The 12,623-nt window shown below is 62.6% G+C and carries 10 protein-coding genes; 8 read left to right on the top strand and 2 right to left on the bottom strand.

The window, feature by feature from the left end; genetic code table 11:
* The first annotated feature begins 160 nt into the window (after positions 1-160).
* The 4 genes from ugpC to SS05631_RS04325 all read left to right on the top strand — a co-directional run bounded on the left by ugpC (position 161) and on the right by SS05631_RS04325 (position 4,443).
* The gene (gene ugpC, locus SS05631_RS04340; protein ID WP_037413938.1) at positions 161-1,261 is read left to right on the top strand and encodes a sn-glycerol-3-phosphate ABC transporter ATP-binding protein UgpC; all 1,101 of its coding nucleotides are present in this window, start codon (positions 161-163) and stop codon (positions 1,259-1,261) included.
* Positions 1,254-2,189, top strand: coding sequence for a sugar ABC transporter permease (locus tag SS05631_RS04335; RefSeq protein ID WP_037413935.1), 936 nt, complete (start codon positions 1,254-1,256; stop codon positions 2,187-2,189). Before ugpC ends, SS05631_RS04335 begins: the two co-directional genes overlap by 8 nt.
* Positions 2,186-3,037 (top strand): carbohydrate ABC transporter permease, encoded by an 852-nt coding sequence (locus tag SS05631_RS04330; protein ID WP_037413933.1) that lies wholly within the window; start codon positions 2,186-2,188, stop codon positions 3,035-3,037. Before SS05631_RS04335 ends, SS05631_RS04330 begins: the two co-directional genes overlap by 4 nt.
* Before the next feature lie 80 nt (positions 3,038-3,117).
* Positions 3,118-4,443, top strand: a complete 1,326-nt coding sequence (locus SS05631_RS04325; RefSeq protein ID WP_037413932.1) for an extracellular solute-binding protein — start codon at positions 3,118-3,120, stop codon at positions 4,441-4,443.
* A 212-nt stretch (positions 4,444-4,655) separates the two neighbouring features.
* Here SS05631_RS04325 and SS05631_RS04320 read toward each other — a convergent pair whose 3' ends face one another.
* Together SS05631_RS04320 and aspS are read right to left on the bottom strand one after the other, a co-directional pair.
* Entirely contained in the window at positions 4,656-5,036 is a 381-nt protein-coding gene (locus SS05631_RS04320; protein WP_037413931.1) for a rhodanese-like domain-containing protein, read from the bottom strand.
* A gap of 253 nt (positions 5,037-5,289) precedes the next feature.
* On the bottom strand, positions 5,290-7,077 hold the full coding sequence (aspS, locus tag SS05631_RS04315) for an aspartate--tRNA ligase (RefSeq protein WP_037413982.1): 1,788 nt from the start codon (positions 7,075-7,077) through the stop codon (positions 5,290-5,292).
* Between the two features lie 291 nt (positions 7,078-7,368).
* Here aspS and SS05631_RS04310 point away from each other — a divergent pair, with 291 nt between their 5' ends.
* The 4 genes from SS05631_RS04310 to SS05631_RS04295 all read left to right on the top strand — a co-directional run bounded on the left by SS05631_RS04310 (position 7,369) and on the right by SS05631_RS04295 (position 12,539).
* Positions 7,369-8,655, top strand: coding sequence for an MFS transporter (locus SS05631_RS04310; RefSeq protein ID WP_037413930.1), 1,287 nt, complete (start codon positions 7,369-7,371; stop codon positions 8,653-8,655).
* A gap of 72 nt (positions 8,656-8,727) precedes the next feature.
* Complete coding sequence (locus SS05631_RS04305; protein WP_037413980.1) at positions 8,728-10,128, top strand: multicopper oxidase family protein; 1,401 nt, start codon at positions 8,728-8,730, stop codon at positions 10,126-10,128.
* An 80-nt stretch (positions 10,129-10,208) separates the two neighbouring features.
* Positions 10,209-11,360: a ribonuclease D gene (rnd, locus tag SS05631_RS04300; RefSeq protein ID WP_037413978.1), complete on the top strand. Its 1,152-nt coding sequence runs from the start codon at positions 10,209-10,211 to the stop codon at positions 11,358-11,360.
* A 159-nt stretch (positions 11,361-11,519) separates the two neighbouring features.
* Positions 11,520-12,539, top strand: a complete 1,020-nt coding sequence (locus SS05631_RS04295) for an adenylate/guanylate cyclase domain-containing protein (protein WP_037413929.1) — start codon at positions 11,520-11,522, stop codon at positions 12,537-12,539.
* The last annotated feature ends 84 nt before the right edge of the window (positions 12,540-12,623 follow it).

Below are 12,623 nucleotides of genomic sequence, written 5' to 3'. Positions count from 1 at the left end.
GCCGCTGGGAGGAAGAGATGGGAGCAAGAGCTTCTGTTTTGGCACTATCGTTGGTCAATCTGACCTCGCTGCCCGGGGGGAAAAAGCGCCGTTTTGCAGGAGGCCGGCCGAGCGTCGCACTCCGCGTTTGCGGTTCTGAAACCGGGCCCGGAGCCGCCGGATGACCGCCCATATCGAAATCCAGAATGTCAGCAAACGCTACGGCTCGCTGACCGTGCTCGACGGACTGTCGCTGACGATCAAGGCCAACGAGTTCATGGTCTTCCTCGGCCCTTCGGGCTGCGGCAAGTCAACGCTTCTGCGGATGATCGCCGGGCTCGAAAGCGTCGATGACGGTACGATCTCGATCAACGGCGAGCGCATCGACAACCTGCCGCCGGGCCAGCGCGACATCGCCATGGTCTTCCAGAGCTATGCGCTTTATCCGCACATGACGGTGGCCGACAACATGGCCTTCGGGCTGCGCAACATAGGCCTGCCGGCCGCCGTCATTTCCGCCCGCGTCGCAGAAGCCGCGCGCATGCTCGAAATCGGCCATCTCCTCGACCGCAAGCCCGGCCAGCTTTCCGGCGGCCAGCGCCAGCGCGTCGCGATCGGGCGCGCCATCGTCAAGGAGCCGAAGGCCTTCCTGTTCGACGAGCCGCTGTCGAACCTCGATGCGGCGCTGCGCGTGCGCACCCGTGTCGAGCTTGCCCAGCTTCGCAACCGGGTCAGATCGACGATGATCTTCGTCACGCACGACCAGATCGAGGCGATGACGCTCGCCGATCGCATCGTCGTGATGAACAACCGGAAGATCGAGCAGATCGGCACGCCGATGGAGATCTACTCGCGGCCGGCAAGCCGCTTCGTCGCCACCTTCGTCGGTTCGCCGACGATGAATTTTCTGCCGGTCGGCCTGTCGGGCGAGAACGGCTTCGCCCGCGCAAGGCTGCCGGACGGCACCGAGCTGCAGACGGCGATCCGTCTCGACGGCATCAATGGCGGCGAGCATTCGCTCGGCATCCGCGCCGAGGCCGTCAAACTCTCCAACGGAACCGCCGCGACGACGACGGGAAAGGTCGAGGTGATCGAGCGTCTCGGTGACCGCACCCTTCTGTATACGCGCCTTAAGGAGGGAAGCCTCATCATCGCCGAGGATGCCGGCAACAGCCGCGTCGCGATCGGCGACGAGGTCGCCCTAGCCCTCGATGGCGCCCGCTCGCACCTCTTCGACGCCGAAGGCCGGGCTCGGCACAACGAGGGCGTCGGCCATGGCTGAGGCGACACTTCCCGGCAGCGCGTCGGCCGCCAAGGCGGCAGCCCGGCAGGCGGTGCAGAACATCAATGCCCCGCTCTGGCGCAACGCGGCTTTCGTCGCGCCCTATCTGTTCTTCTTCGTGACGCTTCTTCTCGTGCCGCTCTTCTGGAGCGTATGGCTCAGTCTTCACAAGGCAGATGCCTTCGGAGTCGGGCGGTTCGTCGGTCTCGACAATTACCTTCGGCTCTTCCGGGACAAGATCTTCATCCAGTCGGTCGGCAACACCTTCTACTTCGTTTTCCTGACCGTCCCTGCCCTCGCCCTCATCGGCCTTCTGCTGGCACTCGCCCTTAATCGCAAGACAAAGTCTGCGGCCGCGCTCCGCGCCGTCTACTTCTCGTCGTCGGTCCTCTCCGTGACGATCGTGACGCTCATCTGGCGCATCGTCTTCATCGGCAATTTCGGCCTGCTCGCGACCATCTACGGCTGGTTCGGAGCGACCGCGCCCGCCTTTCTGTCGGACCCGAAGCTCACCATGATCGGAATTGCGATTGCGACCATCTGGTGGTGCATCGGGCTGCCGATGATGCTCTTTCTATCGGCCCTGCAACAGGTGCCGCAGGAAATCTACGAGGCTGCGGCGCTCGACAATGCGAGCCGGTGGCGAACGCTCTGGCACATCACCCTCCCCTCGATCCGGCGCACCTTCATTCTCGTGATCATCATCGAGATCGTCCTGCAGTTCCAGCTTTTCGGACAGGCGCGGCTGATGACGCAGGGCGGCCCGAACAACGTCTCGAAGCCGATCGTGCTCTACATCTACGAGGCCGCCTTCACCAAGTGGGACCTCGGCCTCGGCGCCGCGGCGTCCGAAATTCTCTTTATCCTGATCATGATCGCCGCCATGGCGCAGTATTTCATCTCTCGCCGCAGAGGAGAGGAAGGATGAGCTCCATGTCTTCGGACCGGATCGTCGGCCGCTCGACCGGCGACCGCATCATTCTCGTCCTGGTGATCGTTCTCGCGCTGGTCATGATGGCACCGATCGCCTGGGTCATAGCGCTGTCGCTCAAGGACAACAAGGAACTGATGACGGACATGAATTCCGTCTTCCATGCTCCCTATACGATCCACAACTACATCAACATCCTGGCGACGTCCTCGGTCTTCCGCTGGATCCTGAACAGCGTGATCGTGTCGGGCGGCCTCACCGTCATGACACTGGTTCTGTCGTCGCTCGCCGGCTACGGCTTTGCGCGGCTGAATTTCCCGTTCCGCAATGCGCTGTTCATCATAGTGCTGCTCGGCCTTGCCGTTCCGGAACAGGCGGTGCTGATCGCCCGGCATCAGCTCTTCAGCTGGCTGAAATTCCACAACACCTATCACGGGCTGATCCTGCCGGGCCTGGCCGCTCCCTTCGGCGTGTTCCTGATGACGCAATATTTCCGCGCCATTCCGAAGGAGCTCGACGAGGCGGCACTGCTAGACAATGCCAGCCGCTTCAAAATCTTCTGGAAGGTGCTCTTGCCGCTGACGATCCCGGCACAGGCAACCCTCGGCATCTTCACCTTCCTGTCGTCCTGGAACGACTATTTCTGGCCGCTGATCTCCGGCACCAAGAAGGAGATGTACACGCTGACGATCGGGATCGCTTCGACGCAGACGAACTTCGCACAGTCGGAAGGCCTCGGATTCCTAATGTCGCAGGCGGTCTTTGCAGGAGCACCGATCCTTGTTCTCTACCTGTTTTTCCAGAAATACATCGTGACGGCCGTCTCCGGCGCCGCCGTGCGCTGAAGCCACCACCCATAGTGTCGCAACCGGCTCTCTGGGAGGGGAGCCAAGCCAGGGGCGAGGCCCCATGAGGAGGAGATAACATGACGCATAGCCTGAGGAAGTACATGCTGGCGGCCGCCTCGGCGCTCGCGCTCGCCGTCGCCACGCCTGCCCTGGCGGCAACCGAACTTACCGTGCAGCGCTTCTTCGGCGCCTGTGACGCGGAGTTCGGCACCAATACCGACGTCAGCAAGGCCGTCGGGGAATGCGGCATCATCACCTCGCTGATCAACAAGTTCAACGCCGACAACCCGGATGTGCATGTGACCGTGACCACCGTCGAATGGCCGGGCTACGACCAGCTGACGGCGCAGTTTGCGGCCGGCGACCCGCCGGACATCGTCACCGTCCACCACTCCGTGCTCGGCGACTACCAGTCCAAAGGCCTGTTGATGCCGCTTGACGATCTCCTGAAAACCGTTGGCGTCTCTCCCTCGGACTTCACCAACGCGAGCCTCAGTGGCGTCACCAAGGACGGCAAGATCTATGGCTTGCCGATCGACAACTGGACGATGCTGTTCCACATCAACCTGGACCTCTTTAAGAAGGCCGGCCTCGTCAATGCCGACGGCACGCCGAAGCTGCCGGCGAGCGTCGACGAACTCATGGCACAGGCCAAGCAGTTCAAGGAAAAGACCGGCAAACCCTATTTCGTCCAAAATCTCGCGAACGAAGTCGCGCTCTACACGCGCAACCTCTACACCTATCTTTTCCAGCAGGATTCCGATTTCTTCGCCGATCCCAAGCAGGTCAAGATGAACACGCCCGAGGCCAGGAAGGTCCTCGAGATGTACAAGGCGATCTACGACAACGACGACACCACGAAAGACCTGGACTACGCCGCCAGCATCAATGCCTTTCTCGCAGGAGAAGGCGGCGTGCATTTGAATGGAACGTGGGTGATCGGCGACTATACCGCCTCCTCGGAAACATCCGGCACCGCGCTCAACGCCGGCGGCTACGCGGTCTACCCCTATCCTCAGCTTTTCTCGGGCAAAAAGGCCCAATATGCCGACGGCCACAGCTGGGCCGTTTCGCAGAAGGACCGCACGCCGGAGGAAGAGGCGGCGATCGGCAAGTTCCTGAAGTTCTTCAACGACAATGACTACGAATGGTCGCGCACCGGCCACCTTCCGGCGGTAAAGGCCGTGCTTGAGTCGGACGCATTCAAGAAGCTGCCGCATCGCGATACGATCGCGCCGATCGCAACACTCGGCACGCCGCTGCCGTCGACCGTGCAGCGCCAGTTCGCGATTCAGGACATCATCGGCCAGGAAATGAATGCGGCGATCACCGGCCAGAAGGAGATCGACGCCGCTCTGGCAGACATGGAGTCCCGCATCAACGAGTTGCTCGCGAATATCTGAGGCGCGTTGCCCGCAACGCGGGCGCCTCGGACGGTCGCTATGGCATCTTGAGCTGCTGCATGCGTTGTCCTTTGTCGGTCCTGATCGGGGGAACCATGCAACAGCCGGAGCGGGATGGGGAACTCTTTCCGCCTCATCCCGCTCTGATCTGTTGCATGTTCATCGGCCGCGATTGCGGCCGGAATGGCCAAGGCTCGACAAGGACCTCACGGTCACGCGGGTTCCGTATCGATACCGGCGTCGGCCAGTTCCTTGAAGCCGCCAATGTTGAAAACCGCCGTATATCCCATCTCCTGAAGTGTCTTGCCCGCGAGTGCGGACCGGCCGCCGGAAGCGCAATGCAGAAGGATGGTCTTGTCCTTCTGAAAGGCCGGGTTGTGGTATTGGCTCTCCGGATCTGCGCGAAACTCCAGCATGCCGCGCGAGACGTTCAACGCTCCCTTGATCCTGCCGGTCTGCTGGACTTCCGTCGGATCACGGACGTCCACGATGAGCACATCACCGGCGCGCATCTTCGCGGCGGCTTCGGCGGGAGACAATTTCGGGACTGCACTATTTGCTTCCGCCAGCAGATCCTTGACATTCCTTGCCATCACTCTTCTCCCATTGACGCGCTGCTACTGCATGTCTCCTTAAATCGACCTCGATTTAGGGACGAAGATATGCAGATTCAAAGTACTACAGCGACCTTTGCGCGTCTCGTAAAACGCGCGGCGCTGTGGTGAGCAGCGGCATAAGGGAACGCCTCAAGAGAATCCCTGTCAAGGCGAGCGGCCGGACGGCGTAGTTTCCCAAAGAAAAACCCGGCGAGTCGTCTCGCCGGGCTTACTTCGCTTCTTCTGGAGCTCAGTCCTTTTTCTGCGGGATCGGCCGGATCGCCAGTTCGCGCAGCTGCGCCGGCGTTGCCGGCGACGGCGCACCCATCAACAGATCGACCGCCTGTTGGTTCATCGGGAACAGCGAGATCTCGCGCAGGTTCTTGGCTCCGACCAGCAGCATGACGATTCGGTCGATGCCGAAGGCCATGCCACCATGCGGCGGGGCGCCGTATTGGAAGGCGCGGTAGAGACCGCCGAACTGCGCTTCGACATCCGCCTGGCTGAGGCCGACATTCTCGAAGGCCTTGACCATCAGCTCCGGCGACTGGTTACGGATCGAGCCGGATGCGATTTCGAAGCCGTTGCAGACCATGTCGTACTGGAATGCCTTGATCGACAGCAGGTCGTCGCCCGAGAGCGCCTCGAGGCCGCCCTGCGGCATCGAGAACGGGTTATGGGCGAAGTCGACGCGCTTCTCGTCCTCGTTCCATTCATAGAACGGGAAGTCGACGATCCAGCACAGTTCGAAGCGGTCGCGATCGACGAGGTTCAGCTCCTCGCCGGCCTTGGTGCGGGCTTCGCCGGCGAATTTGTAGAACTTGGCCGGCTCGCCGGCGACGAAGAAGCAGGCGTCGCCATCCTCGAGGCCGAGCTGCGTGCGGATCGCATCGGTGCGCTCCTCGCCGATGTTCTTGGCGAGCGGGCCTGCCCCTTCGAGCTTCTCGCTTTCCTTGCGCCAGAAGATATAGCCGAGGCCGGGCTGGCCCTGGCTCTGGGCCCAGGCGTTCATGCGGTCGCAGAAGGCGCGGCTGCCGCCGGTCTTGGCCGGAATAGCCCAGATTTCCACCTTCGGGTTGGAGGCAATCATGTTGGCAAAGACCTTGAAGCCGGAGCCGGCGAAATGCCGGGTGACGTCCTGCATCTCGATCGGGTTGCGCAGATCCGGCTTGTCGGATCCATATTTGCGGATCGCCGTGTCATAGGGAATGCGCTGGAACTTTTCGGTGACGGGCTTGCCGCCGGCGAAATCCGAAAAGATCGCGCGGATCATCGGCTCCATCGTGTCCCAGACGTCTTCCTGCTCGACGAAGCTCATCTCCAGGTCGAGCTGGTAGAATTCGCCCGGCAGCCGGTCGGCACGCGGGTCCTCGTCCCGGAAGCACGGCGCGATCTGGAAATAGCGGTCGAAGCCGGCAACCATCAGGAGCTGCTTGTACTGCTGCGGCGCCTGCGGCAGTGCGTAGAAAGTACCGGGATGAATGCGGCTCGGCACGAGGAAGTCGCGCGCGCCCTCCGGCGACGAAGCCGTCAGGATCGGCGTCGTATATTCGGTGAAGCCGATGTCGGTCATTCCCCGGCGCATGGCGGCAATGACCTCGGTGCGCTTGATGATATTCTTGTGCAGCGTCTCGCGGCGCAGATCGAGGAAGCGGTACTTGAGGCGCACGTCTTCCGGATAGTCCGGCTCGCCGAAGACCGGCAGCGGCAACTCCTTGGCGGCCGACAACACCTCGATCTCGCGGGCATAGAGCTCGATCTCGCCGGTTGGCATGTTCTTGTTGACGGTCTCGTCGGTGCGCGCCTTCACGGTTCCGTCGATGCGGATGACCCATTCACCGCGCACGGTTTCCGCCATCTTGAAGGCGGGCGAATCCGGATCGGCGACGACTTGGGTGATGCCATAATGGTCGCGCAGGTCGATGAAGAGCACGCCGCCATGGTCGCGGACGCGGTGAACCCAGCCGGAAAGGCGAACGGTGGAGCCGACATCCGACTTGCGGAGAGCGGCACAGGTGTGGCTGCGGTAACGGTGCATCGTCTGGTCCTGGAATTGCAAATGGCCGCGCGAGGCTCGCCAAGGCGGGCGCGGCGGCATAGCCAAAGTCGGGCGGAAAAGCGCATGATGCGCCGGATTTGTCAAGGCCGCGGCGCTCCCGCTGCCCGTCCGATCGGCACTGTCCATCGCAACGTCGCTGCGACTATGCGCCCCTCGGCGGGACGACACCCGAAAAAGGTCACAAATCGCGACTGTCCCCGCCTATCCCGGATCGCTAAACAGAAGAAAGACCCCCCGCTCACGAGTCGCCGCCGTAAAGCCGGATGCGCCATGTCCCAGATTCGCCCGCTCATCCCCCTCCTCCTCACCGCCGGCATCCTGATCGGCGGCAACGGACTGCAGGGCACCTTCATATCCTTGCGTGCGCTGGAGGAAGGCTTTTCGACGTCGCTGATCGGCCTCGTCGGCGCCGGCTACAATATCGGCTTTGCGATCGGCTGCGTCTATGTCGCCCGCATCCTTCGCGCCATCGGTCATATCCGTACCTTCTCGGCAATGGCGGCAATCGCCTCGGCGGCAGCAATCGCGATGGTGCTCGTCATCGATCCGGGCTTCTGGTTCCTGATGCGGCTCGTCGCCGGCATCTGCTTCGCCGGCCTTTTCGCAACGGTAGAAAGCTGGCTGAACGCCAGCGTCACCAATGCCAACCGGGCCCGCACGCTGTCGGTCTACCGCCTCGTCGATCTCGGCTCGGTGACCGCCGCGCAATATCTGATACCCGGCGTTGGGATCGGCGGCTTCGAGCTCTTCGCCATCATCTCGATGGCGCTGACGCTCTCGCTCGTACCGATCTCCTTTGCCGACCGGTCGAGTCCGATCGCACCGGAGGCGATCCGCTTCGACGTCAAGGCGCTCTGGAACATCTCGCCGCTCGCCACTATCGGCTGCATCGTCGTGGGGCTGACCAATGCCGCCTTCCGTTCGCTCGGGCCGATCTATGCGCAGGAGATTGGGCTTTCGGTGACCGCCATTGCGACCTTCATGAGCGCCGGCATCATCGGCGGCGTGGTGTTGCAATATCCGCTCGGGCATTATTCCGATCAGATCGACCGGCGGCTGATCATCCTCATCGCCACTTTCGGCTCACTTGTCGCCGGTCTCTTCCTCGCCTTCGGCACCGGCAGCGACGAATGGCTGAATTTTGCCGGCATCTTCGCCTTCGGTGCCTTCGCCATGCCGCTCTATTCGCTCTGTTCGGCCCATGCCAACGACCACGCCGCCGAAGGCCAGCATGCGCTGGTCTCCGCCGGCATGCTGTTCTTCTGGTCGCTCGGCGCCATCATCGGACCGCTCTTCGCCTCCTTCATGCTCGACCTTTTCGGACCGCGGGCGCTCTTCATCTATACTGCTGTTATCCTTTTCCTCTTCATGCTCTACACGCTGCAGCGCATGACGGCGCGGGAGGCCGTGCCGGCCGGCGAGCGTGCGATGCCGTTCCGCAATCTGCTACGCACCTCGTCCTTCTTCAACAAGCTGGCCGGCGGCAGTCAGCAGCAAGATCGCCTGCGGCAAGATGCACGGTCTCCGCGAATTGCTGAACGCGAGGATCAGGTTTAAAACGGCGCCATTCCCGAAACGCTGCGGGCAACGCCATCGCTCTGCCGCCCGCCTTTTTCGAATGTGGACGCCATGACCCCGATGCTGAGCCGCCGCAGTTTTCTTCAGGGCTCGGCGGCGCTCGGCGGCGCCTTTGCGCTCGGCGCCGGACTTGCAGCACGCGCCGGAGCGACTGCCGAACCGCATGTGCTGACGGCACAGCTTGCGCAAGCGCAGATCGCGGCCGACGGCGTGACGCCCGTCATGACCTACGGGCTCGGCGATGCGCCCCATTCCGGCATGCCGCCGGTCTTGAGGATGCGCAAGGGCGAGGCCTATGCGGCCAGGCTGGTGAACCGGCTCGATGAACCGACAACGATCCATTGGCACGGCTTGCGGGTCGCTAACGCCATGGATGGAGTGCCGGAGATGACCCAACCTTACGTTTATCCCGGCGATCACTTCGACTATGTCTTCACCCCGCCCGACGCCGGCACCTTCTGGTACCATCCCCATTGCAACACGCTGACACAGATGGGCCACGGCCTCACCGGCGTCATTGTCGTCGAGAATCCGGCGGACCCCATTTACGACGCCGAGATTGTCCTCAATCTTCGCGACTGGCGGCTTGGCGCCGGGGGGAAATATATCGACCCGTTCAAACCGCGGGATGCGGCGCGGGGCGGCACCTACGGAACGGTCAGAACCGCCAATTGGCAGAAGGAACCGGTTTACGACGCGCCCGCCGGCGGCCTCGTCCGCGCCAGGATCGTGGCGACCGACGTGACGCGGATCTATACGGTCGGTGTAGAGGGCGCAAAGGCGAAGGTGGTCGCGCTCGATGGCAACCCGGTCGAACATCCGTTCCTGCTCGACCGCTTGGATATCGGGCCGGGGCAGCGCGTCGATCTCGTCCTGCGCATGCCCTATAGCGAAGGGGGGCGCGCGACGCTTGGCAACTTCCGCGGCTCGAACCCTTGGACGATCGCAAGCTTCCGGGCGGCCGGACCTGCCCTGAATCGGGATCTTGGCGACGTCGCTCCCCTCCCCGCCAACCCTGTCGCCGAAGCCGACCTGTCGACGGCGAAACGGATTCCGCTCGAGCTCACGGCGACTGCGGAACACAAGGCGACGCCGTCGATCTGCGGATCGCTCGGCTACACCTTCTGGGCGCTGAACAAGGTTCCGTGGCCGGGGGACACGCCCGAGCCGATTGCGCCGATCGAGGAAATGAAGCTCGGCAAAAGCTATGTGCTAGAAATCGCCAATCGCACGCCGCATGCGCACCCGATCCACCTGCACGGCTTGAGCTTCCGCATCCTCAGCTCAAACAAGCGGAGCTTCCTGCCGCCGCCAACCGACACGATCCTGCTCCTGCCGGACGAACAGGCGGAGGTGGCGCTCGTGGCCGACAACCCCGGCGACTGGGTGATCCACTGCCACATCATCGAACATCAAAAGACCGGGATGACCGGCTATTTCAAAATTATCTGACATTTTCGATTGTTACCGCCGCAGCGAAACGATAGAGGGAAGGCTCAAGCCTCATTTTCGCCATAGTGATTTCAGTCCCGATGATTCAGACGACAGCAGAACTGGAGGCCGCCTGCCAAGAGCTGGCCCGCTCGAGCTATATTACGATCGACACGGAATTTCTGCGCGAGACCACATTCTGGCCGGAACTCTGCCTGATCCAGATGGCGAGCCCGGATGCGGCGGTGATCGTCGATCCGATGGCGCCGGGAATCGACCTCGCGCCCTTCTTCGCGCTGATGGCCAATGCCGACGTCGTCAAGGTCTTCCACGCGGCGCGCCAGGACATCGAAATCATCCACCACCTCGGCAACCTCATTCCGCATCCGCTTTTCGACACGCAAGTGGCGGCCATGGTCTGCGGCTTCGGCGACAGCGTCTCCTATGACCAGCTCGTCAGCCGCATCAAGAACGTGCAGATCGACAAGTCGTCGCGCTTCACCGACTGGAGCCGCAGGCCGCTCACCGACAAGCAGCTCGAATATGCGCTGGCCGACGTAACGCATCTCAGGGACATCTACCATTATCTCAAGGCGGAGCTCGAGCGGGAAGGACGCTCCTCTTGGCTGGCCGAGGAAATGGCCATTCTGGAGAACCGGGAGACCTACGATCTTCACCCGGAGAATGCCTGGCAGCGCCTGAAGATGCGCGTCAGAAAGCCGATCGAGCTGGCGGTGCTGCAGAAGATCGCCGCCTGGCGCGAGCGCGAAGCACGGGCCCGCAACGTGCCGCGCGGCCGAATCATCAAGGACGACGCGATCTACGAGATCGCCCAGCAGCAGCCGAAGGATGCGGAAGCACTCGGCCGGCTGAGGACCATTCCCAAGGGTTGGGAGCGTTCCGCTGCCGGGACCGCGATCATCGAGGCGGTCACCGAGGCGCTGGCGCTTCCGAAGGCCGATCTGCCCCGCCTGCCGCGCCAGAACCACGCGCCGGAGGGCGCTGCGGCAGCGGGCGAGATGCTCAAAGTGCTCCTGAAGCTCATCGCCGAAAAGGAGGGCGTGGCGGCCAAGATCATCGCCAGCAGCGACGATCTCGATCGGATCGCCGCCGAAGGCGAAAAGGCCGACGTCGCCGCGCTGCACGGCTGGCGCCGGGAGCTTTTCGGCGACATGGCGCTGAAGCTTATCAATGGCGAGGTGGCGCTTCGCTTCGTCGGAAAGAAGATCGAGGCGATGGAAATCGGCGGTTGAACGGCGGCAGCCGCCAACACCTTTCCGCCCGAATCCGGTCTTAGCCAGACGAATTGAAATGCTGATCCGACTCAACGGATCAGGTGTTCGCACTGCCGCGAATGAGACTTCCGCAGGCGCGGCCATCCTTCCGCTGTTTGATTCCCGAGGCCATCGCGCATGCGCTGGAGATTTTCCACGCTCGAATTCATTTTCCTGCTTCTGGTTCTTGCCGGCAGCGGCGTGGCCTATGCATGGGTCGTCTATGGCGACGGAGCGCTGATCGGCGCGACCTTTGCGGTGTTCATCTGCATGCCGGTCCTTGCCTTTGAACGCCGCATCATCCTGCGGCGCCTCTACAGGGCGATCCACAGCCTTCCGACACCAGCCTTTCTCCTGTCCTCCATCGCCGTCTATTTCGCGGTCGAAAATCTCGGCTTCGTCGCGGCGGGGGTGGTGCTGAAGATGACGGGCGTGCTTCAGCAATCCTGGAGCGAGGCGATGGTGCCCTCCTTCAATGTGCTCGTCTATGCGCTCGTCGTTTCCGGTCCGATCATTTTCGTGTTGCGGGTGCGGGAACTGCTCGGCCGCGACGTCTTCATGAGCTTGCTGATGGGACGCTACCGCAAGCCGGTGCAGGAGGAACGCGTATTCCTGTTTATCGACGTCGCCGGCTCGACAGCCTATGCCGAGCGCTTCGGCGACCTCAAGATGCAGGAATATCTCGGAAAGCTGTTTGCGGAGCTCGCCGATCCGGTGCTGCGCTATCGCGGCTCCATCGACGACTATATCGGCGACGCCGCGGTCATCACCTGGCCTTTCGACCGAGCCGTGGCCGACGCCGCCTGCATTCGCTGCGTCTTCGACATTCTCGACCAGGTTCAAGCTTCCGCCTCCCGCTGGCACAAGGTGTACGGCGAGGTCCCACGCCTGCGCGCGGCCCTCCACGGAGGAACGATCGTTGCCGCCGAAATCGGCGTCGACAGGCACAAGATCACCTATTTCGGGGACACCGTGAACACGACGGCGCGTCTCGAAGGTCTCTGCCGAACGCTCGATCGGCAGGTGCTGATTTCCGCCGATCTGTTGCGGCGCATGCGCCTGCCGACCTTCGTCAGAAGCGAGGACCTGGGAGAGCACGAGATCAAGGGACGCGGCCAGAAACTCGGGGTATTCTCTCTGCGCGCCGTGCAACTGTAGCGCGCGCCGGGAGGCACCGTCTTCGCTCCCATGGGCGGCCGGTATGGCCGTCATCAAAGCTTCACCGGCCTGTCAGAGAAGCGT

Origin of the sequence: Sinorhizobium sp. CCBAU 05631, from assembly GCF_002288505.1 — a bacterium.
In the GTDB taxonomy this organism is placed as follows: Bacteria; Pseudomonadota; Alphaproteobacteria; order Rhizobiales; family Rhizobiaceae; genus Sinorhizobium; species Sinorhizobium fredii_C.
The sequence above is the reverse complement of the archived record's forward strand: the minus strand, read 5'-3'. Positions and strand labels throughout refer to the sequence as shown.

Excerpts from the sequence above, each read along its gene's own strand:
- ugpC (WP_037413938.1), top strand. The coding sequence starts at position 161 with ATGACCGCCCATATCGAAATCCAGAATGTCAGCAAACGCTACGGCTCG.
- SS05631_RS04335 (WP_037413935.1), top strand. The coding sequence starts at position 1,254 with ATGGCTGAGGCGACACTTCCCGGCAGCGCGTCGGCCGCCAAGGCGGCA.
- SS05631_RS04330 (WP_037413933.1), top strand. The coding sequence starts at position 2,186 with ATGAGCTCCATGTCTTCGGACCGGATCGTCGGCCGCTCGACCGGCGAC.
- SS05631_RS04325 (WP_037413932.1), top strand. The coding sequence starts at position 3,118 with ATGACGCATAGCCTGAGGAAGTACATGCTGGCGGCCGCCTCGGCGCTC.
- SS05631_RS04320 (WP_037413931.1), bottom strand. The coding sequence starts at position 5,036 with ATGGCAAGGAATGTCAAGGATCTGCTGGCGGAAGCAAATAGTGCAGTC.
- aspS (WP_037413982.1), bottom strand. The coding sequence starts at position 7,077 with ATGCACCGTTACCGCAGCCACACCTGTGCCGCTCTCCGCAAGTCGGAT.
- SS05631_RS04310 (WP_037413930.1), top strand. The coding sequence starts at position 7,369 with ATGTCCCAGATTCGCCCGCTCATCCCCCTCCTCCTCACCGCCGGCATC.
- SS05631_RS04305 (WP_037413980.1), top strand. The coding sequence starts at position 8,728 with ATGACCCCGATGCTGAGCCGCCGCAGTTTTCTTCAGGGCTCGGCGGCG.
- rnd (WP_037413978.1), top strand. The coding sequence starts at position 10,209 with ATGATTCAGACGACAGCAGAACTGGAGGCCGCCTGCCAAGAGCTGGCC.
- SS05631_RS04295 (WP_037413929.1), top strand. The coding sequence starts at position 11,520 with ATGCGCTGGAGATTTTCCACGCTCGAATTCATTTTCCTGCTTCTGGTT.